Here is a 22400-nt window from a genome sequence, read left to right on the forward strand (position 1 = left end):
TCCTGAACGGACGGCTGTTGCCGGTCAGCCCTTGACGGCTCCGGAGGTGAGCCCGGCCACGATGCGCCGCTGGAAGAGCAGCACGAAGACGATGATGGGGATGGTGATCACCACGGCGGCCGCGGCGATCGAACCGGTGGGCTGGGCGAACTGACTGCTGCCGGTGAAGAACGCGATGGCCGCCGGCACGGTCCGGGCCGCCGAGGTCGAGGTCAGCGAGATCGCGAAGAGGAAGTCGTTCCAGCAGAAGATGAACACCAGGATCGCCGTGGTGAACACCCCCGGCGCCGCGAGCGGAGCGATCACCAGCCGGAACGCCTGCGCCGGGGTGGCCCCGTCCACCTTGGCCGCCTTCTCCAGGTCCCAAGGGATCTCCCGGAAGAAGGCCGACAGGGTGTAGATGGCGAGCGGCAGGGAGAAGGTCATGTACGGGATGATCAGCCCGGTCCAGGTGTCGAAGATGCCGATGATCCGCTCGATGTTGAACAGCGGCGAGACCAGCGAGATCGGCGGGAACATGGCGATCAGCAGCGACATGCCGATCAGCAGGCCCTTGCCGGGAAACCGGAGCCGGGCGATGGCGTAGGCCGCCATGGTGCCCAGCACCACCGCGATCACCGTGGAGATCAGCGCGATCCCGATGGAGTTGATCAGGGCGCGGGTGAACTCCGAGGTCTGGAAGATCCCGCGGTAGTTCTCCCACGTCCACTTGGTCGGGATGAAGTTGCCGTCGGTGAGGGTGCTGGGGTCCTTGAAGGACAGCGCGACGATCCACCACACCGGGAACAGCGCGTAGAGGATGACCAGGACGTTGACCACGGCCCATCCCGACGTCCGGCGTCGTCCGGTGGCGGACATCAGCGTCCCCCTTCCTGGGCGCCGGGGGCGGCCGCGCCGAAGAGTTTGATGAAGGCGAACGCGATCAGCCCCACGCACAGGAAGATCAGGACGGAGATGGCCGAGCCGATGCCGAGGTTGAGCGCGGTGAAGAGGTTGTCGTAGCCGAGGATGGACACCGAACCGGTGTTGTGCGCGCCGGACGTGAGGATGTAGATGTTGTCGAAGATCCGGAAGGCGTCCAGGGTCCGGAAGAGCAGCGCGACCAGGATCGCCGGCTTCATCAGCGGCACCGTCACCAGGAAGAACCGCTGCCAGGCCCCGGCACCGTCCACCTGGGCCGCGCGCAGCGTCTCCTCCGGCACCAGGGCCAGGCCGGCGAGCAGCAGCAGGGCCATGAACGGGGTCGTCTTCCACACCTCCGCCAGGATGATCAGACCGATGGCCGGCCACTGCTCGGTCAGCGGAGCGGAACCGGAGGGCAGCAGCGCGGCCAGGTAGCCGGTCTGCGGGGTCCACGCGTACTGCCAGGAGTAGGCGGCGACCACCGTGACGATGCCGTACGGGATCAGGATGGCGGTCCTGACCGTCCCGCGGCCGAAGATCGTGCGGTGCATCACCAGCGCCAGGGCGAACCCGAGGACGAGTTCGACGGCCACGGAGACCACGGTGATGAACACCGTCACCCACAGGGCCTGCCACCAGAACTCGGAGGACAGCACGGCCCCGTAGTTGCTGAAGCCGACGAAATGCGCCTGCGCCGGGAAGCGCAGGTCGTACCGCTGGAGCGAGAGGTAGACCGCGTAGACGATGGGGTACGCGGTGACGGCGAGCATGACGATCACGGCGGGCGCGCACAGCAGCCAGCCCAGCCGGCGCTCCTGCCGGGCTCCCTCCGACAGGGCGCGGGTGTCCTTGGGCGCGGGTGCGTCCTTCGGGGCGGTCGGGGCCGACGGGGTCACGGGATCAGCCCCTTCGAGCCGAGGGCGTCCTTGATCTGGCCGCTGATCTTCTGCACGTCCGGTACCGGCTGGATCCCGTTCGGCGGCGACAGGGTGTGCGAGATCGCGATGGACACGTTCTGGTAGGCGGGGGTCTTGGGCCGGATGCTGGCGTTCTCCAGGGCCGACAGGACGGTGGAGGCGAAGGGGTAGTTCTTGATCAGGGAGGGGTCCGAGTAGAGCGGGCGCAGCGTGGGCGGCAGCCCTCCCTTGAGCGCCGCGGTCAGCTGGTTCTGCCGGTTGCGCAGGCACAGCGCCGCCTCGAAGGCGAACGCGGAGTGCCGGGTGTAGGCGCCGACGGCCAGGTCGATGCCGCCGATGGTGGGCCGGGCCGGCCTGCCCTTCTCGATGCCCGGGTAGGGCGCCCACCGGAACTGCTTGAAGAGCGTGGGGTTGTTGGCCTTCATCGAGGGATACACGAAGGGGTAGTTGATCTCGAAGGCCGCGCTGCCGGACTCCATGGCCAGCCGGTTCTGGTCCTCCATCTGATTGGACAGGGACGGGTCGGCCGCGGCCGAGGTGGCCAGGGTCTTCATGACGGAGGCCGCGCGCACGGCGGGCGGGCCCAGCCGGGGAGCCGTGGCGGTCGCGTTCAGGATCGATCCGCCGGCGCTCTCCACCAGTGTGTTGAACCAGACCGTGAGCCCCTCGTACTGCGCGCCCTGGATCTCCACGTAGTGCGGCTTGCCCTGCCTGGCCAGCAGGCCGGCCATCGCGATCATCTCGGCCCAGGTCGAGGGCGGCGTGGGGACCAGGTCCTTGCGGTACCAGAGCAGCTGGGTGTTCGTGTTGTACGGCACGGCGTACAGCCGGCCCTTCCACGTGGCCGTCCGCAGCGGGACCTCCAGGGTGTCCCGGACGGCCGCGGCACGGTTGGTCCCGGTCCACGGCAGGATCCACTTGGCCTCGGCGAACTCGGCGGGCCAGGTGACGTCCAGCCCCATGATGTCGACCGTGCTGTCCTTGGCGGCCAGCCGGCGCACCAGCTGCTGGCGCTGGCCGTCCGCGGTGCGGGGCAGCTTGTTGTAGCTGATCCGGTAGCGCCCGCCGGACCGCTGGGTGCAGGCGGTGGCCGCGCTGGCCAGCGCACCGGAGTCGTCGGGGAAGTTGTACCAGTTGAGCGTCACCGGCCCGCCGCTCTTGCCCCCGCAGCCGGCCAGCAGGGCCGCCGGCAGGCACAGGGCGAGCAGCACCCTCAGGAGACCACGGATGCCGGACGAAGACGCCACCCTCACACTCCTTCCGGACCCGTACGGAAAATCCGGACAGAGCGGGGCGAGTCCGGACGCGGGACAGGTTAGGCCCGCACCCGGATCCACGACGCCCGCCGCACCGCCCGGTCATCCGATCGGCCCCGCGACCCGCCCCCGGAACCGCCGCCACGGGCCCGGCCCGCACCCGGCGCCGGAAAATGGTCAGTGGCACCCCTCGGGATGGCGTACGGTTGTGTCTACCGACGCGGGGTGGAGCAGCTCGGTAGCTCGCTGGGCTCATAACCCAGAGGTCGCAGGTTCAAATCCTGTCCCCGCTACTGCTCGAAGAGGGCCCGGATCCTTGGATCCGGGCCCTCTTCGCTTTCCCGGACGCCCGGTTTTTCGGCCCCGCCACGGCCCCGCCACGGCCCCGCCACCGCCCTGGCACGGCCCCGGCCGGAGTGACGGGGGTACCGCCGGTCGGTACCGGGTACCGCCGGTCGGTACCGGGGGTCGCCGGTCAGTGCCGGGGGACACCCCGGACGATCCGGTCGGTCACGGCCGAGGCCCGCACCGGATGCTCCCTCAGCCACCTGCCGAGGTGCTCCTGGACGGCCTGCCCGACGCGATCGCGCACCCCGGGGTTGTCCAGCACGCCGCGCGTGGCGCCGCCGAACTCGGGACGGTCCAGCTTCACCGACACGACCGCCGTCAGCCCCTCGCCGATCCGGTCGCCGCCCACGTCGGGGTCCGCCGCCGACAGCAGCCGCCGTTCCCGCGCGTACGCGGTCACCGCGGCCGCCACCCCGTCGCGGAAGCCCGACGTGTGCGTGCCCTCGACGGTGCGCCGACTGTTGGCGAAGCCCCGGATCCGCTCGCCACGGCAGCCGCACCAGCGGAAGGCCACCTCCATCACCCCCGCCATCCGCGGGTCCTCGTGCTCGAAGGCGACGATCTCCGTGAGCGCTTCCTCCGTCATGTGGCCGTCGAGGAAGACGACGAGGTCCCGCACCCCCTCCGGGGACCCGAACCGCACCGAACGGGACTCACCCGGGCCGCGCCGGTCCGTCAGCGAGACCTCCAACCCCCGGTTCAGGAAGGCCAGTTCCCTGAAGCGTTCCGCCAGGGCGTCGAACGAGAACTCCGCGGTGGTGAAGACATCGGCATCGGGCCAGAAGGTGATGGACGTTCCGCTGCCGGTCGCCGCCCCCGCCTCGGTGACCGGGGTGACGGCCACACCGCGCGCGTACTCCTGGACCCGGCGGACTCCGTCGCGCCGCACCTCGGCCGTCATCCGGCTCGACAGGGCGTTGACGACGCCGGGCCCGAATCTGCAGAAGCCGAGCGTCACGTCGTGGCGACTGCCGGGCTCCCCCCCTGGCCCGATACGGGTCAGCAGGGCTTCGAGCCCGGGACCGCCGCCGTCGGGCCCGGCCGGGGCGACGCCCGCTCCGTCGTCGGCGACCCGGACGCCGCCGTCCGCCATGAGGGTGATGCCGACGGAGCCCGAACCACGGGTCAGGGCCTCGTTCACCGCCCGGTCGGCCACCTCGAACACCAGCTGGCTCAGGCCCCGTTCACCGGTCGAGCCGATGTACATCCCGGGTCGTTTCCGAACGGCTTCCCACGCCTCCAGCACCTGGATGTGACTGGCGTCGTACCCGGTGGTGTCCTCACTCACGATGCCCCTCCGGCGGTTGTCGCCAACAGGCCCTCAGGCTAGGCGAGTTCCAGAAAAACGCCAGGTCAAGGCAGCTTTCCCGATCGTGCAGACGGGCGAGCGAGCGACTCCTGGAAGGACCCCGGACCAGGGCGCGCGAACCACCGCCGGAGCACGGCAACGGGCCCGCCGAGGCCGCGTACGACACCGTCGCAGGCGACGGCGAGGCCTCCAGTTTCAATTTTTTCGGCCCCGGCCGGACGGTGCCGTGCCGGACGGGCCGCGGACGCCCTACAGACGAACGCGGGCGGCGTTCAGGGCCCGAGCCGCCGCCCGGTGTGCCTGTGGCGAGCAGCCGAATCAGCGGCGGCACGACAAGGTGAGTGGATCCCGCCCGGATTCCATGCGCGATATGGCAGCCTGCTCGGTTCCGGCGAGCTCGGCCAGGCGCGCCTGGGACATCCTTCGCTGCTGGCGCCAGGACCGCACCAGGTCTGCCGTGTCGTTCACTGCCCGTCCTTGCTGTAACGGGGCAGACCAGCGGTGTCGATCTTCCAGCCGGCGATGGTGATGGTGTCCGAGAACGTGTAGTGCTGCCTGTTGTCGTACGCGGGCACGCCGCTTCGGTTCACCGGTGCCCAGTGGTGGACCGCGCTTCCGTCGCGGGGGTCGACGATCAGGTAGTGCGGCACCCCCATGGCCGGGTAGTCGCGCAGCTTGCCCTCGTAGTCGTTGCTGGGATGGGACCGGGAAACGATCTCGATGACCAGATGGCAGCGGCGGGGGTCGATGGCATCGCTGTCGGCCACGGCTTCCTCTTCGTCGATCACGACGAGATCCGGTACGCGCAGGATGCCGAGTCCGGCATCTTCCATGTCGGTTTCGAGCATGAGGACCAGGTCCGTACCCAACTGGGGCTCCAGCTGGGTACGCAGGCGGTGCGCAACCAGCTGATGCTGCTTCTTCGGGCTCGTCATCAGAAGCAGCTGGCCGTGGCTGATCTCCGGCCAGGCCAGTGGCTCCGGCCGGTCGAAGGCCTCACGGAACGCGCGCAGATGCCGGTAGACGCCCTGCTCCGTCATATGTTCACCGTACGTGGAAGTCGTCATACCTCGTGGTGGGGCTGCAGGTTTCTCTCGCATCCCGGGACCTTGCCCGAGGGGGTGGCGCTGCTTGCTGTGCCGAGGCAAGGAGGCTTGAACTCCGGGCATGGTGAGGCCCCCGGACGCGCGTCCGGGGGCCGTGAACGGCGGGGGTGTTGGGTTGCGGGCCGCGGTCAGTGCCAGTTGCTGATCCGTACGTCGTGCGGGTGCGGTGCGCCGGTGCCCGTCTCCACCAGGGATTTCAGGCTCATCAGGAACAGGGCCCACTTGGTGGTGCAGTGGTTCATGAACTCCACCTGCTCGCGCCACCCTTCGTGCGCGAACAGGACGACCGTCCACTCACCCTCCTGCTTGAGGTCGAAGGTCACCGTGGTGCCGACCCACTCCTCGGGACCGTCGACGACCTCCCACCGCACCCGGGTGTCCGGCTGGAGTTCGAGGACCTTCATGTCGAAGCCGCCGACGTCGCCGAAACGGAACCGCAGCAGGTCGTCGCCGCTGCCCTCGGTGTCGGTAGTCCACCACGCGGCCAGACCGTCGACCGTGGTGAGTGCCTGATAGACCGTGTCCCGGGCTGCCGTGGTGCCGACCCGGTGCAGGATGTCCGCCATCTCGATCTCCTCACTTCTCCGTGTTCTTGGCTTGCTGGATCGCCTCGGCGATGCGCTTGACGCGCTGCAGACGGGCGTCCCACAGCGCGCCCACCGACTGCAACTGGGCCACAGCGCGCGCCAGTTGCGCCTCGTCGACGTGGTAGCGCCGCTCCCGGCCGGCCGCCGTGGACCGGACGAGCCCGGCCCGGTCGAGCACGCCCAGATGCTTGGTCACGGCCTGCCGGGTGACGGGCAGGCGGGCGCTGAGGGACGTCGCGGTGCCCTGCCCCTCGGCCAGCAGCAGGTCGATCATGCGGCGGCGGGTCGGGTCGCCGATCGCCGACCACAGACCGTCGTCGACACCGGTGCTCATCGCGCGCCCGCCGCCCGCTCGGCGGCCGCCGCCATGCGGGGCAGATAGAAGTCCCAGCCCTGCCGGTGGTCGTTGTAGTGCGCCTCGAGCACGGCGGCCTCCCAGCCGCGTTCGCGGTACCCGCTCTCGCGGAAGCGGAGCGTGGTCCCCTCGCCCGCCGGGGCGAGTTCGAAGGTCACCAGCAGCGAGTTGCCGGGGCCCGCGCTCTCCCCCTCCTCGTGGGTCCACCGGAACGACAGCGTGTGCGGCGGATCGGAGGCGACGACCGTGAACGGCACGGACTTGCTGTCGCCGCTGTCCTTGTTCGTCCACGTGAGACTGCCCGGCCTGCCGGGAGTCGCCTCGAAGTCGTTCTCCGCGCTCCACCAGTCCCGGATGTGCTCGGGGTCGGTGAGCACGTCGAACACCACCTCGGGCCGAGCGTCGATGTACAGCTCGCGCTCGATGCTCCCGTACTCCATGTCCGCAGCCACCTCTCGCAACCATTAGCAACCTTTGGTTGCGTATCACGATAGGCGACACCGGCACCTTTCGCAACCGAAGGTTGCGTATGGGGCCCGGTGAGCGTCAGCCTCGGACGGCCGCGCGCAACGCCCACTCGTGTGCCGCCGCGGTGCGCAGGGCGGTCTCCAGATGGCGGACCTCGTCCGCCAGGGGATCGTCACTGCCGAAGACGTGGCCGACGAGATCGCCGAGCTCGGTGGGACCGTCGAGACCGCCGCGATCGCTCGACTCGGTGAGTCCGTCGAGTGCGTCGGGTCCGCTGAGTCCGTCGGGTCCGGTGGGCGTGTCGCTGTCCTCGGGTGCCGGGGCGAACAGCAGGCCGTACAGCGTGTCGTAGCTCTCGGGCGTGACCTCGGCGGCCCGTACGCCGGTCCAGATGTCCGCGCACCGGAGCCGTACCAGGGTGATGAACGACCACAGGGCGTCCTTCTGGGCGTCCGGGTCCGCGCCGGCGCGCAGCCGTGCCCGCAGATCGGCGTACAGCCGCGGCAGGCCCAGGCCCAGTACGCGGGTACCCGTGTACGTCCACCACGCCGACCCGGTGCCGGAGCCGCAGGCCTCCCAGCGGGGGTCCCACAGCAGGCGGGTGAAAGCGGCGCGCGCGGGGCCGCCGTACAGCGAGATCCCCAGGATCAGGCCGCCGTTGCAGTCGACCGAGGCGTCGTTCTCCCCCCAGGCGACGAGCCGCTCCAGCCACGCCGGGTCCTTCGTCTTCGGGGCGAGGGCGGGCAGGAACTCGGGGAACAGGGCGGCCCCTTCGTGCTCTTCCAGCCTCTCGGCGATCGCGTCCCGCAGCTCCTCGCACGGCAGGTGCAGCAGGCCCAGGCACGCGTCCTTCGACACGTCGTACGAGTCGTCGACGTGTTCCCACAGCAGCGAGGTCGCCGACGCGCACCCCAGCAGCCCCAGGGCGTGCAGCACACCGGACGGTACGTCCTCGCGCAGCCGGCCGCCCTCGACCGTCGCCTCCAGCAGGCGCGCGGCCAGCCGCCGGTCGCCGTGACGGGCGAGGACCGGCACCAGCGCCTCGTGCGCGGCGGGCGCGGAGACGAACAGCGGCAGGAGCGCCCGCGCATCGGCCGGGCCGCCGTGCCGCAGCACCACCTCGGCGGCCATCGACTCCCACTGCCGCGACGCCCCCGGGGGGTCATCGCCGGAGCGCCGGTCGAGCAGGGCCTGAGTGGCCGGTAACAGGGTCAACGTCGCAACCGCCTCTGTCTGGACAACACCGGGCACATCATGGCCGAGGCCGTTCACGCGGTGCCACGCACTTTCCGCACCTCGCGGGCCCGGTGGATTCCGTGCCGCGGCCGCTCAGCCGGACAGTCCGGACCTGCCGCCGGACGGGGTGACGGCGTACCACTGCCCGTCCTTGCCCTGGCCGTCCTTGCCCCGGCCGTTCGTCCGTCCGGCCGCGGTCGTCGCCGGATCCGGATCCGACGCGACCCGATCGGTTCGGCAGATTTGCATGAAAGTCGCACAAGTGCGGTGCCTGGGCGGCAATATGGCCTGATCTTCCCCGAACCGCACATCAGAGGCCGCGCCATGACCAGACCGCAGTCCCCGCCGGATCCCTACGCGAGGCCGCAGCGCCCGGTCCCCGGTGACTCCCACCGGAGCGCGCTCGTCGTGGCCCTGATCGGCGCCGCGGCCACGATCGTCGCGGCCCTGATCGGACTGTTCGTCCAACTGAGCGGCGATACGGAGCAGCGTGCCTCCGGCCCGTCGCTCGGCGCCGCGTCCCCCGCCCCCAGCACGCCCGGCGCGCCCGCCACCTCCGTCGCTCCCCTCAGCTCGGTCCCGCCGACCACGCCCGCGGCGTCCCAGGCGGCCGGCGGACCCGCCGGGACCCCGGCCGCCGCCCCGCCCTCCACCGCTCCCGCTCCCGTCGGCCTGCCGGAGCAGTTCCTCGGACGCTGGCAGGGCTACGCCGAGGAGGTCGACGCCACCCGGACCGACCACTACCGCGTCACCGTGGAACTCGGCCAGGGCACCCTGCGGGATCAGGTCGGCAGCGTCCACTACGCGATGGAGTCCTCCGACTGCTACGGCACCGTGACCCTCACCGCGGTCGCCGGCACGGACCAGGTGACCCTGGGGGAGAGCATCCAGTCCGGCGACTGCGTCACGAACGGCCGCATCATCCTGACCCTGCGCCCCGGCGACACGGTGGACTTCGCCTACGAGACGATCAAACGGGACGGCACCCGCCAGTCGGTGAAGGCGGGCCTGGAACGCGTCGCCTGACCAGCGGGGCGCCGGCACGGCCGCCCGCGGAAACCCTCAGGGCCGACCGCGCCGTGACCGGCGCCGGATCGATGGACACCGCCCGCCCGGGGCCGCGGCCGAAGACCGGCGGCGCCGCGCCGACCAGGACATTTGTGTGGCCCCCCGTACGACACATGTACCGCCGTACGCGTGCCTCGTGACACTGCTCCGCGCCCGCCGGTCTCCCTAGGCTTGCGGCATGTTCACATCTCACAAACCGGCACCGGACGACGCCTGGGACGGCATCGTCGAGGACAAGTCGCGGGGCATGCTCGACGGCGCGAACATGTACCACTTCGTCAAGGTCAGGCGTACGGACGGCCAGTGCGTCAAGGTGCGCGTCGACCGCGCCCTGTGGAAGTCGGTCGCGGTCGGCGACCGCATCGTGAAAGAGCCCGGGAGCGCCCCGGTCAAGGCATGAGTCCGGGAGCGACCCGGTCAAGGCATGAGTTCGGGAGCGACCCGGCCGAGGGATGAGCCCGGGAGCGTGCCGGCCGAGGCATGCCCCCGGAGCACCCCGGCCGCCGATGCGTAACTCCCGGAGGAAACCCTCTTGCCAAATGGTCAAGAAGTGTTGACCATTGGAGTCATGCCTGCCGAAGACCTCCCCGAGACGTTCCACGTCACCACCGACGAACAACTGCGCGCCGTCTCCAACCTCACGCGTCACCGGATCATGGCCGTGCTCCGCTTCGAACCCGCGACGATCACACAGATCGCCGAGCGCGTGGGCCTCGCGAAGGGAAGCTCCAGCTACCACGTACGGCTGCTGGAGCGCGCCGGCCTGGTCAAGGTCGTACGCACCCGGAAGGTCCGGGGAGTCACCGAGCGGTACTACGCCATGGCCGCGCGGTCGATCGTCCTGCCGGACCCGGGCGAGGGCGGCCCGGACGTACTGATGCGGCACGCGGTGGCGGACCTGGAAGCGGCGCCCGCCGATACCGAGCGGCACGTGGGGATGGCGCATCTGCGGCTCACCGACGAGCAGTTCGCGGAACTGGGAGCACGACTGCAGGCACTGGCGGACGAGTACCGGAAACTGTCCGACCCGGCACTGCCGGACACCTCACTCGTCTTCGCCCTGTTCCACCCGGCATCACGCGAGCAGGCCGAAGGAGACGCCAAGTGACCACGGAAACACCGAAGCTGCCGACCGGGTTCGGACGGCTGTGGACCGCGCAGACGGTGTCCTCGCTCGGCGACGGAGTGACCCACGCCGCGCTCCCGCTGCTCGCCCTGACCCTGACCCGGGACCCGATGGCGCTCGCCGTCGTCACGGCCGCCGGAACCCTGCCGTGGTTCCTCTTCGGGGTGCTCGGCGGTGCGCTGGTCGACCGCTGGGACCACCGGCGCACGATGTGGGTCACGGACGCCGCAAGGGCGCTGCTGCTCGCGATACCGGCGGCAGCGGCCGCGTTCGACGTACTGAGCATCCCCCTGCTCGCGGCCGTCGCCTTCCTCCTCGGCGTCGGCGGACTCTTCTTCGACACGGCCGCGACCGCCTACCTCCCGGATCTGCTCGGCCGCGACCCCGCGGTCCTGGAACGCGCCAACTCCCGCCTGCGCGGCGCCCAGACCGCCGCGTCCGGCTTCGCGGGACCACCCGCGGGCAGCGCCCTGCTCGCGCTCGGACGGGCGGTCCCGCTGCTCGCCGACGCGGTCTCCTTCGCGCTCTCCGCACTGCTCGTACGGTCACTGCCCGCCGCACCCCGGCCCGTACCGCAGGCCCACGAGTCGCTGCTGCGCCAGGCGCGGGCCGGCGCCTCGTACGTGTTCCGGGACCGGCTGCTGCTCGGGCTCGCGCTGCGCCCGGCGGTCGGGAACATCGCCTTCCTCGCCGTGGAGACCGTGCTCGCCCTCTTCGCGCACGACCGTCTCGGCATCGACACCTACGGCTTCGGCCTGCTCCTGACGGCGGAGGCCACCGGCGGTCTGCTCGGCGCGGGCATCGCCTCCTTCCTCGGCCGCCGTCTCGGCACCGGCACCGCGCTCGCCTGCACGGCCGCCGTCGAGGGACTCGCCGTCCTGGGCCTCGCCGCCGCCCCGAACGCGTACGCCGCCGGCCTCGCGCTCGCCCTGTGCGGAGCCGGCATGGGCGCCACGATGGTGCTCGGCCCCTCCCTGCGCCAGGCGGTCGTCCCCGCCCACCTGATGGGCCGGGTCGCCTCCACCTCCCGCATGCTCGCCATGTGCGCCGCCCCGCTCGGCGCCTTCCTCGGCGGCTGGCTGGCCACCGCCTACGACGTACGCACCCCGCTCTACACCGCCGGCGGCCTCCTCCTCGCCATGACCGCCGTCACGGCGACCATGACCAGCAACCGCCGCGTCGAGGCCGCGCTGCGTGCCGCCGCCGCTCCGGCCGACGACCCCGACCACCCCGAATCCCGGGAACCCGTCCAGGAGAGTGCCGTCTAGGACTCCGCGCGACCGTTCGATCCCGTGCCGAACCCGGCCCGGCGTTCTGATCCCGGCCCGGGATCGGCACGCCGGGCCGGCGCCGTTGGCCCTCGGGGGACGACGTACGGGAGACGACGTACGGGGGACGACGCACGCGAGGCCGCCGCGGCGGAGCCCGGACCCGCCCGCTCGCCCGGCCGCCCGGACCGGCGCCACCCTCCCGCCGGCCACTTCCTCCCACGGGCCACTTCCTCCCACCGGCCTCTTCCTCCCGCCGGCGTGGACCCGGGCCGGCCACGACGCCCCCCAGGGCCATCCGCTTCATCCGCTTCATCCGCCTGAACCCTTCCGGGTTGCCGCCCGACAGGGCCCATGGGGTGATTGCCGGAAGAAGGAGACGGACCGCCGCGGGTGGTGGGGCCGCGGACGCTGACGGAGGATCACCATGACGAGCGGACCGGCCCAGGCGGCCTCCACCGCGCAAGGACGCGGAGGCGTCCTGAAGGTCGTCGTCACCTTGGCCGTGGTCCTCGTCGGGCAGGCCCTGCTGGCGCTGTGCCTGGTCAGCGCCCAACAGCTCCTGGTACCGCGGAACATGCCCTTCGGCGTTTCCGGACCCCCCTCCCCGGTGGTCGCCGAGGTGGCCTCCCGGGCCGGACTGGACCTGACCTCCTACCCGAACACATCGGCGGTCATGGAGGCGGCGAACCGGGGCGAGCTGTACGGCGCGTACCTCAGTACGGGTTCAGCCGACACCCTGGTCGTGGTCCCGGCCAAGAGCTTCTTCGCGCAGACCGAACTGGAGCCGGCGTTCGTGGCCGCGGCGCACAAACTGCACCGGCCCGTCACCGTGCGGCAGATCGCGCCCCTCGCCTCCAGCGACCCGGTCGGCGCGGTGACCTCGCTGCTCCTGCTGCCCTTGCTGATCGGCGGCTATCTGGCCGCCGTGTTCGTCTTCAAGGCGGCTCACGGTGTCGCCGCCGCGCCGTGGCGGGCGGCCATCCTGATCGGGTACGCCCTGGTGGGCGCGCTGCTCACCGATCTGATCGCCGGACTGGCGATCGGCGCCTACGCCAGCAGCCACTTCTGGCCGCTGCTGCCGTGCTTCTGGCTCATCACCTCGGCCGTGGCGCTGGCGGCCGCCGCACTGCAGGCGATGGTGGGCAAGTGGGGCACGCTGCTGGTGGCGGTGCTGTTCATCGCCGTCGGCGGTCCGCCGGCCGGGGGACTGGGCACCTACCTGCTGCCGGTCTACTGGCGCAACATCGGAGTGGTCCTCCCGGCGCAGAACGCGGTCACCCTGGTCAACCGGGTGCTCTACTTCGGCGGGAACGACATCTCGACCCCGCTGACCGTGCTGTTCCTGTACGCCGCCGCCGGAACGGCGGTCATCGCCTGGTTCGGCCGCATCCGCCCCGCCAGGGCGGCGGCCGCAGCGGCCCGCGGTACGCAGACCTCGTCGTCCTTGTCGTCCCCCGGTGCGCAGACCTCGTCGCTCCCCGGTGACGCGGCCGGCGCCCCCGGCCGCCGCCGTGCCGTGATCGGGATGCTCGTCGCGCTGGGCATCTGCGCCGTCATGCAGAGCCTGTTCGCCACCACCTACATGAGCGCCGGGCACGCCCCCAAGGCCTCCGACATGCCGTTCGGCGCGGTCGGATCGTCGCCCGTGCTGACCGAGGCCCAGAAGAAGATCTCCCTGAAGGTCATCCAGTATCCGAACGTGGCGGCGGCGAAGTCCGCCATGGACCAGGCCCGCGTCTTCGGCGCGCTGGTCTCGTCGGGCGGGACGAACACCTTGATCGTGGTGCCCTCCATGAGCGACCTGGCGCCCCTCGACCTCGCGGTCCGGTTCGAGGAGGCGGCCCGCGGCACCGGGCAGAAACTCGCGGTCCAGCAGTACGCCCCGCTCCCTCTGGTGCCCAAGGACCCGTTCGGCCTGGTCCAGGCACTCATGCTCGTTCCGCTGCTCATCGGCGGCTACATGTCCTCCACCCTGCTCATGACCGCCACCGGCAAGGCGGCCGGCCGCTGGCGCGCAGCCCAGCTCGCCGGGTTCGCCGTCGTCAGCGGCCTGGTCATCGACCTGATCGTCTGTTACTGGCTCCAGGGGTTCCCCAGCAGCAAGTTCTGGATCACCTGGCCCATCTGCTCACTGATCGTCGCCGTGGTCGCCTTCGTCGCCGCGGTCCTGCAGAAACTGCTGGGCCCCATCGGCACCCTCGTGACGGTCGTCGTGATCATCCTGCTGGGCAACCCGTCCTCCGGCGGCGCGAGCGGAGTGCCCTACCTGCCCGCCTTCTGGCGCGACCTCGGCCCCTATCTGCCACCCCGCAACGGCTACATCCTGCTCCACCACACCATCTACTTCGACGGCCACGGAACCAGCCAGGCACTGATCAACCTGCTCATCTATCTCGTCGTCGCCGCGGCCGCCCTCATCGTGCTCGACCTGCGCCACACCGAGGCGGACGTACCCACCGACGCCACCGAGGCCGCGGCCGTGTCCGTCCCGATCGGAGCCGTGCCGTAGCCCCTGAGCTGGACCAAGCGGAACCACCGGGTATCCACCGGGTATCCACTCGTCCGGGTCAGCAGGCGCGCGGGCACCGGTCGGGGGGTGCACGGTTGTGGTGCCGACGTCGCGGATCACCGGCCCGGCCTCGGCACCGTCCGCAGGCCCGGCCCGCCCCGGACGCGAGGCCGCCCAGGCAGTCACTCAGGAGGAACCCGTGCACGACAAGCCGCTCCTCAAGAGCGTCGGCGAACTGCTGCGCCGTCGGCACGGCCCGGCGCGCGCCGCCGGCCGGTCCGGGCAGGAAGGGTTCGCCCTGGACAGCGCGATGGTCAGTGACTTCATCGCGGGCACGCTCGGCTCCCAGGACGAGGAAAGACTGGCCGGCGACGTGGCCGAGATGCTGCCCCACCACTGGGACCTGCCCACCAAATCGGTGGAGGCGCTGACCCCGCTGATGGACCACTTCGGAAGCCAGCAGAAGCTGATGGCCTGGCTGGACGACCACCCCGGACGGCCCCGGCTGACCGCACGGATCTACGTCCTGCTCGGCCACCTCGACCAGTACAGCGAAGACCACGCGGTCCTCGCCGCCGTACGGCACGCCCGCGCCCAGGACCCATACCCCGACGGCCTGCGCGGCTACCTGACCCCTGACACGAACGACGCGACCCTGGGCGGCCTCGCCTCCCGGATCGAGGAACTCCTCGGTGACAACCGCGAAAAGGACGCCACCGCCCTCGCCCTGGCCACCGCCGACTGGCTGCGCCGCGCCGCACGGAACGCCGAGGCCCCCGACGCCGACGTCCGTGAGATGGGCGAACTGATGGGCCACATGCACCAGGACATCAGCGAGGCGGCCCCGTCCACCTGAGCGCTCGGGCACAGCCACGCCGGGGGCGGTGCACGTCCATCGAGGAGTCGTACATGATCGTCACCATCGTCGGTGCGGGGAACATGGCCCGTGGCATCGGTACCCGGGCCGTGGCAGGGGGACATTCCGTCCGCCTGCACGACCGCGGCCGGGCCAAGGCCGAAGAGCTGGCCGCCGTCCTTGCCCGGAACACCTCCGGAGCGGATGCCGCGGCGGTCGGCGCCGATGCCGCGGCCGATGCCGACCTCGTCGTGCTCGCCCTGCCGTATCCGGCCGGGCGCGATGTCGCCGCCTCGTGGGCCGGCCGACTGGCGGGGAAGACGGTCGTCGACATCTCCAATCCGGTGAACTTCGCTACGTTCGACTCGCTCGTCGTGCCGCCCGGAACCTCGGCCGCCGAACAGATCGCCGCCGCCGCGCCCGAAAGCCGGGTGGTCAAAGCCTTCAACACCACGTTCGCCGGGCCCCTCGCCGCAGGGCAGGTGGCTGGCCGGCCGCTGGATGTCTTCATCGCCGGAGACGACGACACGGCCCGGCAGGCGGTGTCCGACCTGGTGTCCTCCGGAGGTCTGCGTCCCCTGGACGTGGGCCCGCTGCACCGGGCCCGCGAGCTGGAGGCCTTCCAACTGCTGCACATGGCGTCCCAGGAACGCCTCGGCCTGAACTGGTCCAGCACCGTCGCGATCCTGCCGTGACGGCCCACGCGTCCCCTCCGCCACAGGTCCCGCCGCCCGGGGGACGTGGCCCGGGTGAACCCGGCTTCCTGACCTGAGCGGGGCTCATCTCCCGCGCCTGCCCGTGGCGTACACCGCCTCGCGCGAGGGCGCCGGTGTGCCGTTGTGAGTCGTGCCGCTGCGAGGACCCCGCGTCGCACATCAGGCGGTGCGCGACGACGGATCCCGCTTCACCGCGGTCCCCCAGGCGAGCAGGGCGAAGCCCAGGGCGAACCCGGCCATCGTCCAGACACCGCGCGGCCAGAAGATGTGGCTGTCGACGAAGGACCAGCCGGCGCCGAGGAGTACCACCGTGCCGGGCAGGACCCGGACGCCGTGCTCGGGCAACAGCGCGACCGCCGTGGCGGCGACGGCACCGATGAGGGCGTACACGCCGATGTGTCCGAGGAGCTCTCCGGTGTCGTACAGGGGACGCTTGACCGGTCCGAGGCCCGCTGTCGCGCCCGCATGCCCGACCGCGGTCCCCGCCGCTATGCCGGCGACCGCGTCGAGGCCGGTGTAGAAGGCCGCGTACCCGAAGGCACCCGTCCAGGCCGCCACCGTGGCGAAGCCCGCGAGGCCGGGCCGGGGCCGCTGCCACAGAGGGATCAGGAGGCCGACGGTGAGGAGCGGGAAGACCGGCAGGAGCGCGATGTGCAACCGGGTCCAGTCCGAAGCCGTCGAGCGGAACAGCCCATGCGGATGCGCGAGGCCCGCAACGGCCAGCACCAGAGGCGCGGCCGTGGCGAGAGCGATGTTTCGTAGGGTCGACACGCCTGTGAGCGTAGGGGTGCTGACGCCGTCTCAGGCGGATGCGTAAGGGTTCCGTAAGACATCGGCCGGGGCGTGCGGCGCCCCGTCGCTCCGAGCCGGGAACGGTCTTACGAGAGTCTGACGCGACCACGGTTCCCGTGTCGCCACACCACTCCCACCGTCCACTCTGATGCCGTCCACGCAGCCGTGGACCGCACCGCGAAGACACCTCACAGGGACGGGAAGCGCACATGAACAGCACCCCCGAGCATCATCGCCGTACGAGCCGGTCCGCTGCCGTCCGGGGCGGTCACCGGGCGAAGCCGCGCACACGGCGCATCATGATCGGCGGCGGGGCCCTGGCCGCCGCGGCGGCGGCCACGGTGGCGGTGAGCGTCGCATCGGCCAGCCAGTACTCCGGGAGCGCGCCCGGTGCCGACCACGCCGTCTTCGTCCAGGGCAACGAACTGGGCGGCAACACCATCCACGTGTTCGCCCGTGGCGAGGACGGCACGCTGAACGCCGCGGGGACCTACGCCACCGGCGGCAAGGGCGGTGACCAGGTCGACGCCCCGACCGACTCGCTCGCCTCCCAGGGGTCACTCGTCCACGACGACGCCTCGGGGATGCTGCTGGCGGTCAACGCGGGCAGTGGCACGGTGACTTCGTTCCGGGTCGAGGGAAGCCGGCTCGCGGACCGGCACGTCGTGAGCTCCGGCGGCGCGTTCCCCGCCTCCATCGCGGTGCACGGACGGGTCGCGTACGTCATGAACGCGGGCGGACACGGCAGCGTCCAGGGCTTCGCGATCACCGGTGAGGGGCTGCGTCCGCTGGCCGGGTCCCACCGTTCCCTGGGCCTGGACAACAAGGACGTCCCCCTGTTCTCCAGTTCTCCCGGCGAGGTCGCGTTCACTCCGGACGGCCGCGACCTGGTCGTCACCACCAAGTCCGCCAACACCGTCGAAGTCCTCCCCGTGGGGCGCGACGGTCTGCCGACCGTCGCCGCTCCCGTTGCCAACAAGTCGGCCGGCGCCGTCCCGTTCGCGATCACCTTCGACGCGACCGGGAAGCGGATGCTCGTCGCCGAGGCCGCGAAGTCCACGGTCACCATCTACAAGGTGCGGCACGACGGCACCCTGAAGGTCCTTCAGAAGCCCTTGCCCAACGGGCAGGAGACCCTGTGCTGGCTCGAGCGCGCGGGCAGCCACTTCTACGGCGGCAACACCGGCAACTCCACCGTCACCGGGTACCGCACGGACCGGCACGGCCGGCTCTCCCTGACCAACGACGTGGGCATCGCCACGCCGCCCTCGGCCAGGTCGCGGGGCGTGATCGATCTCGCCGTGACGAAGGACGAGCGGTTCGTCTACGTCCAGAACGCCGTCTCCGGGACGGTCGACGGCTTCCGCGTCAAGGCCGACGGCTCACTCGCCAAGGTCACGACGGTCGGCTCGGGCCTGTCCGCCTTCGGCGAGTCCGGCATGGAGGGCATCGTCGCCGACTGACGGCCGGCAGGCCGAAGCCGACCGGCAAGCCGCGGCCGCTCAGTCCTGGGCCGGCATCACCCGGGTGACCTTGCCCTTCAGGTCGGCTTCCAGATAGCCGGTGACGTGGTCGTCGGTGAGATAGACGGCCAGTGCCAGCGGGGTGTCGAACGTGGTGTCGGCGGGGCGGACCAGGACGTAACGCATGGTCGGCCGCTGTACGTTCAGGTCCTTGTCCGCCCGCTTCAGCAGGGCGGGAAGGACGTCCCAGTCGAAGCTGTCGAGACTGAAGGGGCGCTCGCCCCCGATGATGGCGCTGCTGATGATGCTCTTCTCGACACCCTGGCCCGGGCGGTAGGTGTAGTTGTCGTACTTGGTGGCGCTGCCCTTGACCATGATGTCCGCGGAGACGTACTCCGGGTAGACGGTGAAGTTGTAGGCGCGGTTCGTGCCGGTCGCGGCCTTGATCTCCTTCACCGCCGTCCGGATGCCGTCGGGGGTGAGCAGATTCGTCTTCGCGTCGGCCTGGGGCGCCGGGGCCGAACGGGACGGGGTGTGAGCGGGGTCCGTCGTCCTGGTCGAGGCCGAGCTGGAGGATTCGGAGGGCTTTCCGCTGTCCTTGTCGCTCCCTGCGTCCGGCAGCAGGTTCCAGGTCAGGACTCCGGCCAGTACGGTGCCGACGACGGACGAGGCGATCGCGATGTGCCTCTTCGCCCGGCCGCCCGGCAGTGCCGGCGTCGGCCGGGTGGGGCCCGCCGGGGAAGGAGTCGGCGAGTTGAAGCCGGAAGCAGGCGGCCCGTAGCCGGAAGCCGGTCCGTGGCCCGTAGCCGGTCCGTAGCCGGAAGGCGGGCCGAAGCCGGCCGGCGGTCCGAAGCCGGCGGCCGGCTGTCCGGACCCCACCGTCGTCGACGGTACGGGCGTTGCACCCGGCGGAGGCGCCAGCCTGTACGACGTGGCCCCGTCCGTCCCGGCGGGAACACTTCCGGCGGTGCCGCCGCCTTCGACCACCTCCGTGAGCATCCGGTCCGCGGTCTTCGCGTCCGCCCGGTCGGCCGGGTTCTTGACGAGCACGGCGTTCAGGAACCCGGTCAGTGCTCCGGCCCGGACGGGGGGCGGAAGCTCCTCGCTCAGCAGCGCCGCCAGGGTGGCGAGGGTGGTTCCCCTGCGCAGCGGATGATGCCCCTCCACGGCGACGTACAGCATCATCGCCAGCGACCACAGGTCGGAGCCCGGGCCGCCCTCGCCGCCGGAGATGCGCTCGGGCGCCATGTAGTCGGGCGTGCCGATGATCGACCCGGTCGCGGTCAGGGCGGTCGATTCCCTGATGGTTGCGATGCCGAAGTCGGTCAGGACGGGACGTCCGTCGGGCCTCAGCAGCACGTTGGCGGGCTTCACGTCCCGGTGCTGGATCCCGGCGTCGTGCGCGGCGCCGAGCGCGGCCAGCACCTCGCGGCCCAGCCGGGCCGCGTCGACGGGCGCCAACGGCCCCTTCTCCAGCCGGTCCTGAAGCGATCCGCCGGTCACCAACTCCATGACGAGCCACGGGTAGGTGTGCTCCCCGCCGTCCACCACGTGGTGAATGGTCACCACATTGGGGTGATCGACGCGGGCCAGCGCCCGTGCCTCGCGCAGCACCCGCGCCCGGAGCATGGCCGCGCCCTGCGGGTCGTACTCGGCAAGACCCGGATCGGGCGGCCGTACCTCCTTGAGCGCCACGGCCCGGTCCAGGACCAGATCGCGCGCACGCCACACCGTGCCCATGCCACCGCCACCGAGCCGCACCTCCAGCTCGAAGCGCCCCTCTATGACCCGTCTGCCGGAATCCCCCGCGTTCATGGCCGGAAGCCTACGAGAAACCTGTGACACGTCCCCACACAGGTGACCGCAACACCCGCGCGGCGGCGCGCGGGTGAAGGCCGCCGAGGAGGCCGAGACCCCGGTGGCGACCGCACCCCGGCGACCCAGCGATCCGGTGTCCCGGCGTCCCCGGGCTCATCCTGGGTCCAGGCCGCCCTCGACGGACGAGCGGAGCAGAACGGCGGCACGGCCCTGCCCGCCGTGGCGCAGACCGTCTGCGACCCGGCGGGCGGTGTCCCTCAGGCGCTCGGCGGACGCGGATTCCATGGTGGGCAGATGGCGGGCAAGGGCCTCCACGTGCGGCAGCAGGACGGGCCACCACCACGCCCGCGACCGGTCGTACGTGGCCGACACCGCCCGGCGGTGCAGCAGTTCGACCGCCGCCGCCCGGAACACCGCCGCCTGGGCGGGCTCCAGGCCCAGGGCGTCGCGCTGCACCTGCGCCACCGCGGGATCGACGGCGAGGTGGCGGTCCTGCCGGTCGACGGCCCGGTCGGGCCCGAAGGTGTGCAGCAGGCCCAGGCTCCGGAGCGTCCGTACGGCCACGTGGAGCTCGCCGCCGGTGAACGAGGGCGCGAGATCGCCGTCGGGATGGTCACCGGAAAGGCCGGGGACCAGACGGTCCAGCTCCTCGGGAACGAGCAGTTCACCCGGGAAGGAGGAAGCGGCGAACCAGCTCAGCAGCCGCAGGACCGGGCGGGCTTCGGGTATGCCGCGCCGGGCCGCCAGGTCCAGGGCCAGTTCGCACACCGCCGAGAGCGTCTCCCGCTGTGGTGCGCCGGTTCCCGGCTCCCCGCACCGTGCCGCAGCGGAGTCCAGCAGGGCCTCGTAGGCGCGGAAGGTGCAGGCGCTCGACCCCGCCGGTGTCGTGCCGGCGTGGAGGTGGTTTCCGGCGATGCGCAGGGCGAGGGGATGGCCGCCGAGCCGGCCGGCCAGACGCTCGGCCTCCTCCGGGGTCCCGGCGGTCGCCCCGGCGCGGCGTCGCAACTGTTCGCCCGCGGCGGGGACGGGCAGCGGGCCGACCGGGGTCACGGTGATCCACGGGGGCCATGCCGCGCGGTCGTCGAGGCGCGAGGTCACCACGATCTGACCGAAACCGTTCCGGAACGGCCGGCGCAGATGCCGGCGGAGCAGGCCGACGGGCGACCAGGCCCGGGCGGCCATCCGCGGGTCGTCCAGCCCGTCCAGCAGCAGCACCCAGCTCTTCGGGCTCCGCACCAGGGCACTCAGCGCCCGGTCCTCCGGGGTGCGTCCCCCGTACGGCATGGTGCCCCCGTCCTTCGCGGCCCGCCCGTCCGTGAGACGGCGGGCCAGGTCGGTGAGGCCCGCCGCGAGTGACGCCTCGTCATGGGCGTCGACGAAGTGGACGTCCGACCCCTCGTTCCAGTGGTAGGGGTCGAAGTAGCTGCGGGAGCCGGTGTGGGTCCGGTCCAGGGCGAGCAGGGTCTTGCCCGTGCCGGCCGGGCCCACCAGGACATGAACGGGGACACTGGTCCCGGCCCACCGCCCCCGCCACGACCCCGCCCCCGCACCGGAGTTCGTGACGTGCACCCGCCCACGGCTGCCCTGAGCACGTGCCTTCACGACGTACGACGGGACGGTGGGGCCGTACCTCTCCTGGGCACCGAACTGCTTCGGATGCAGGTAGAACGGCGGTTCCCACCACTGCAAGTGGCCCTCGGTCTGCGGCACTTCGGTTGCTTCCTTCTGCGGCCGGGGGCGTACGCCGCCGCCTTCGGCCAGGGTCGTACGCCGCTGCGTGAACGGTTGCCGGGCACTTCGGCAGGGAGCGGCCGACGTCAGGGGACGACCGGCCGGCAGGTCGGCGACGCGCGCAGGACCGGGGCCAGCAGCAGGAAGACACCGACCGCGGCGGTGACGATCCAGACCGCGTAGCGGGCCACGGCCCCTCCCAGAAGCAGCCAGGCCAGCCCGTGGGCGGCGGCCCGCGCCCCGCGCGGCATCCCGAGCACCGGCCACAGGGCCGCCTTCCGGTCCGGGCGCCTGCCAGTGCTCTCGGGCGTACCCGGCAGCAGCCTTCCGTCGAGCGGTGTCACCATCGCGCCCTCCCCGGCCCGTACGCCTGCGGCCACCGCGCCCGCTCGCCGGTGACCGTTTCAGAACACCGCCGCAGGTGCGGCAGCGTGATCCCGTGTCACCTGTGGTGACTCGCCCGCGCCTCGATCCGGTTCCGGAGGACTCACGGACGTCCGCAGTCGAACGCCTCCCGGGCGGTTCGCGGCACACGAGAAGCGGGGCCGCCCGGAGTGTCTCCGGG

The 22400-nt window shown here is 71.7% G+C and carries 23 protein-coding genes and 1 tRNA gene; 9 read left to right on the plus strand and 15 right to left on the minus strand.

Annotation, left to right across the window (positions count from 1 at the left end; genetic code table 11):
• Positions 1 to 24: 24 nt before the first annotated feature.
• Genes ACFWI4_RS36945 through ACFWI4_RS36955 form a run of 3 tightly spaced genes read right to left on the minus strand, consistent with a single transcriptional unit; the run spans position 25 to position 3067 of the window.
• Positions 25 to 858: a carbohydrate ABC transporter permease gene (locus tag ACFWI4_RS36945; RefSeq protein WP_387205516.1), complete on the minus strand. Its 834-nt coding sequence runs from the start codon at positions 856 to 858 to the stop codon at positions 25 to 27.
• Positions 858 to 1799 (minus strand): carbohydrate ABC transporter permease, encoded by a 942-nt coding sequence (locus tag ACFWI4_RS36950; protein WP_385392498.1) that lies wholly within the window; start codon positions 1797 to 1799, stop codon positions 858 to 860. The genes ACFWI4_RS36945 and ACFWI4_RS36950 overlap by 1 nt, the downstream gene beginning before the upstream one ends.
• Complete coding sequence (locus ACFWI4_RS36955; RefSeq protein WP_387205518.1) at positions 1796 to 3067, minus strand: ABC transporter substrate-binding protein; 1272 nt, start codon at positions 3065 to 3067, stop codon at positions 1796 to 1798. The genes ACFWI4_RS36950 and ACFWI4_RS36955 overlap by 4 nt, the downstream gene beginning before the upstream one ends.
• 228 nt (positions 3068 to 3295) lie before the next feature.
• Here ACFWI4_RS36955 and ACFWI4_RS36960 point away from each other — a divergent pair.
• Positions 3296 to 3369, plus strand: a tRNA-Met gene (locus tag ACFWI4_RS36960).
• 182 nt (positions 3370 to 3551) lie between these two features.
• Here ACFWI4_RS36960 and ACFWI4_RS36965 read toward each other — a convergent pair.
• From ACFWI4_RS36965 to ACFWI4_RS37000, 8 genes are all read right to left on the minus strand, one after another.
• A complete protein-coding gene (locus tag ACFWI4_RS36965) occupies positions 3552 to 4712 on the minus strand; it encodes a DNA gyrase subunit B (protein ID WP_387205520.1) in 1161 nt (386 codons plus the stop codon).
• 339 nt (positions 4713 to 5051) lie between these two features.
• Positions 5052 to 5201, minus strand: coding sequence for a helix-turn-helix domain-containing protein (locus ACFWI4_RS36970; protein WP_387205522.1), 150 nt, complete (start codon positions 5199 to 5201; stop codon positions 5052 to 5054).
• Entirely contained in the window at positions 5198 to 5773 is a 576-nt protein-coding gene (locus ACFWI4_RS36975; RefSeq protein WP_387205524.1) for a Uma2 family endonuclease, read from the minus strand. Before ACFWI4_RS36975 ends, ACFWI4_RS36970 begins: the two co-directional genes overlap by 4 nt.
• Before the next feature lie 194 nt (positions 5774 to 5967).
• Positions 5968 to 6405, minus strand: a complete 438-nt coding sequence (locus tag ACFWI4_RS36980) for an SRPBCC domain-containing protein (protein WP_385392506.1) — start codon at positions 6403 to 6405, stop codon at positions 5968 to 5970.
• Positions 6406 to 6415: 10 nt separating this feature from the next.
• Positions 6416 to 6760 carry an ArsR/SmtB family transcription factor gene (locus ACFWI4_RS36985; protein WP_387205526.1) on the minus strand — a complete coding sequence of 115 codons (345 nt, stop codon included), beginning with the start codon at positions 6758 to 6760 and terminating at the stop codon, positions 6416 to 6418.
• Positions 6757 to 7221: an SRPBCC domain-containing protein gene (locus ACFWI4_RS36990; protein ID WP_387205528.1), complete on the minus strand. Its 465-nt coding sequence runs from the start codon at positions 7219 to 7221 to the stop codon at positions 6757 to 6759. The genes ACFWI4_RS36985 and ACFWI4_RS36990 overlap by 4 nt, the downstream gene beginning before the upstream one ends.
• Positions 7222 to 7327: 106 nt before the next feature.
• The gene (locus ACFWI4_RS36995; protein ID WP_387205530.1) at positions 7328 to 8464 is read right to left on the minus strand and encodes a hypothetical protein; all 1137 of its coding nucleotides are present in this window, start codon (positions 8462 to 8464) and stop codon (positions 7328 to 7330) included.
• 114 nt (positions 8465 to 8578) lie between these two features.
• A complete protein-coding gene (locus ACFWI4_RS37000) occupies positions 8579 to 8734 on the minus strand; it encodes a hypothetical protein (protein ID WP_387205532.1) in 156 nt (51 codons plus the stop codon).
• Positions 8735 to 8809: 75 nt separating this feature from the next.
• Here ACFWI4_RS37000 and ACFWI4_RS37005 point away from each other — a divergent pair, with 75 nt between their 5' ends.
• From ACFWI4_RS37005 to ACFWI4_RS37035, 7 genes are all read left to right on the plus strand, one after another.
• The gene (locus ACFWI4_RS37005) at positions 8810 to 9511 is read left to right on the plus strand and encodes a hypothetical protein (RefSeq protein WP_387205534.1); all 702 of its coding nucleotides are present in this window, start codon (positions 8810 to 8812) and stop codon (positions 9509 to 9511) included.
• 220 nt (positions 9512 to 9731) lie between these two features.
• Positions 9732 to 9953: a hypothetical protein gene (locus ACFWI4_RS37010; protein ID WP_387205536.1), complete on the plus strand. Its 222-nt coding sequence runs from the start codon at positions 9732 to 9734 to the stop codon at positions 9951 to 9953.
• A 168-nt stretch (positions 9954 to 10121) separates the two neighbouring features.
• Positions 10122 to 10661 carry an ArsR/SmtB family transcription factor gene (locus ACFWI4_RS37015; protein WP_385392525.1) on the plus strand — a complete coding sequence of 180 codons (540 nt, stop codon included), beginning with the start codon at positions 10122 to 10124 and terminating at the stop codon, positions 10659 to 10661.
• Positions 10662 to 10678: 17 nt separating this feature from the next.
• The gene (locus ACFWI4_RS37020; protein ID WP_387205554.1) at positions 10679 to 11947 is read left to right on the plus strand and encodes an MFS transporter; all 1269 of its coding nucleotides are present in this window, start codon (positions 10679 to 10681) and stop codon (positions 11945 to 11947) included.
• A 427-nt stretch (positions 11948 to 12374) separates the two neighbouring features.
• On the plus strand, positions 12375 to 14459 hold the full coding sequence (locus ACFWI4_RS37025) for a hypothetical protein (protein ID WP_387205538.1): 2085 nt from the start codon (positions 12375 to 12377) through the stop codon (positions 14457 to 14459).
• A gap of 199 nt (positions 14460 to 14658) precedes the next feature.
• On the plus strand, positions 14659 to 15315 hold the full coding sequence (locus ACFWI4_RS37030; protein WP_387205540.1) for a hypothetical protein: 657 nt from the start codon (positions 14659 to 14661) through the stop codon (positions 15313 to 15315).
• 53 nt (positions 15316 to 15368) lie between these two features.
• Positions 15369 to 16010: an NADPH-dependent F420 reductase gene (locus ACFWI4_RS37035; protein ID WP_387205542.1), complete on the plus strand. Its 642-nt coding sequence runs from the start codon at positions 15369 to 15371 to the stop codon at positions 16008 to 16010.
• A gap of 180 nt (positions 16011 to 16190) precedes the next feature.
• Here the strand turns inward: ACFWI4_RS37035 and ACFWI4_RS37040 are convergent, their stop codons facing one another.
• A complete protein-coding gene (locus ACFWI4_RS37040) occupies positions 16191 to 16802 on the minus strand; it encodes a hypothetical protein (protein WP_387205544.1) in 612 nt (203 codons plus the stop codon).
• Positions 16803 to 17032: 230 nt separating this feature from the next.
• Between ACFWI4_RS37040 and ACFWI4_RS37045 the strand changes: the two genes are divergently transcribed.
• Complete coding sequence (locus ACFWI4_RS37045; protein WP_387205546.1) at positions 17033 to 18286, plus strand: lactonase family protein; 1254 nt, start codon at positions 17033 to 17035, stop codon at positions 18284 to 18286.
• A gap of 39 nt (positions 18287 to 18325) precedes the next feature.
• Here the strand turns inward: ACFWI4_RS37045 and ACFWI4_RS37050 are convergent, their stop codons facing one another.
• From ACFWI4_RS37050 to ACFWI4_RS37060, 3 genes are all read right to left on the minus strand, one after another.
• Entirely contained in the window at positions 18326 to 20101 is a 1776-nt protein-coding gene (locus ACFWI4_RS37050) for a protein kinase (protein WP_387205548.1), read from the minus strand.
• 156 nt (positions 20102 to 20257) lie between these two features.
• Complete coding sequence (locus ACFWI4_RS37055) at positions 20258 to 21814, minus strand: hypothetical protein (protein ID WP_387205550.1); 1557 nt, start codon at positions 21812 to 21814, stop codon at positions 20258 to 20260.
• A gap of 107 nt (positions 21815 to 21921) precedes the next feature.
• Positions 21922 to 22182: a hypothetical protein gene (locus ACFWI4_RS37060; protein ID WP_387205552.1), complete on the minus strand. Its 261-nt coding sequence runs from the start codon at positions 22180 to 22182 to the stop codon at positions 21922 to 21924.
• Between the last annotated feature and the right edge of the window lie 218 nt (positions 22183 to 22400).

It is taken from the genome of Streptomyces sp. NPDC127038, assembly GCF_042725875.1.
GTDB lineage: Bacteria > Actinomycetota > Actinomycetes > Streptomycetales > Streptomycetaceae > Streptomyces.

What these genes read in the sequence shown, in the direction of transcription:
- ACFWI4_RS36945 (WP_387205516.1), bottom strand. Translation starts at nt 858, where the DNA reads ATGTCCGCCACCGGACGACGCCGGACGTCGGGATGGGCCGTGGTCAAC.
- ACFWI4_RS36975 (WP_387205524.1), bottom strand. Translation starts at nt 5,773, where the DNA reads ATGACGGAGCAGGGCGTCTACCGGCATCTGCGCGCGTTCCGTGAGGCC.
- ACFWI4_RS36980 (WP_385392506.1), bottom strand. Translation starts at nt 6,405, where the DNA reads ATGGCGGACATCCTGCACCGGGTCGGCACCACGGCAGCCCGGGACACG.
- ACFWI4_RS36985 (WP_387205526.1), bottom strand. Translation starts at nt 6,760, where the DNA reads ATGAGCACCGGTGTCGACGACGGTCTGTGGTCGGCGATCGGCGACCCG.
- ACFWI4_RS36990 (WP_387205528.1), bottom strand. Translation starts at nt 7,221, where the DNA reads ATGGAGTACGGGAGCATCGAGCGCGAGCTGTACATCGACGCTCGGCCC.
- ACFWI4_RS37000 (WP_387205532.1), bottom strand. Translation starts at nt 8,734, where the DNA reads ATGCAAATCTGCCGAACCGATCGGGTCGCGTCGGATCCGGATCCGGCG.
- ACFWI4_RS37005 (WP_387205534.1), top strand. Translation starts at nt 8,810, where the DNA reads ATGACCAGACCGCAGTCCCCGCCGGATCCCTACGCGAGGCCGCAGCGC.
- ACFWI4_RS37010 (WP_387205536.1), top strand. Translation starts at nt 9,732, where the DNA reads ATGTTCACATCTCACAAACCGGCACCGGACGACGCCTGGGACGGCATC.
- ACFWI4_RS37015 (WP_385392525.1), top strand. Translation starts at nt 10,122, where the DNA reads ATGCCTGCCGAAGACCTCCCCGAGACGTTCCACGTCACCACCGACGAA.
- ACFWI4_RS37025 (WP_387205538.1), top strand. Translation starts at nt 12,375, where the DNA reads ATGACGAGCGGACCGGCCCAGGCGGCCTCCACCGCGCAAGGACGCGGA.
- ACFWI4_RS37035 (WP_387205542.1), top strand. Translation starts at nt 15,369, where the DNA reads ATGATCGTCACCATCGTCGGTGCGGGGAACATGGCCCGTGGCATCGGT.
- ACFWI4_RS37045 (WP_387205546.1), top strand. Translation starts at nt 17,033, where the DNA reads ATGAACAGCACCCCCGAGCATCATCGCCGTACGAGCCGGTCCGCTGCC.
- ACFWI4_RS37050 (WP_387205548.1), bottom strand. Translation starts at nt 20,101, where the DNA reads ATGAACGCGGGGGATTCCGGCAGACGGGTCATAGAGGGGCGCTTCGAG.
- ACFWI4_RS37060 (WP_387205552.1), bottom strand. Translation starts at nt 22,182, where the DNA reads ATGGTGACACCGCTCGACGGAAGGCTGCTGCCGGGTACGCCCGAGAGC.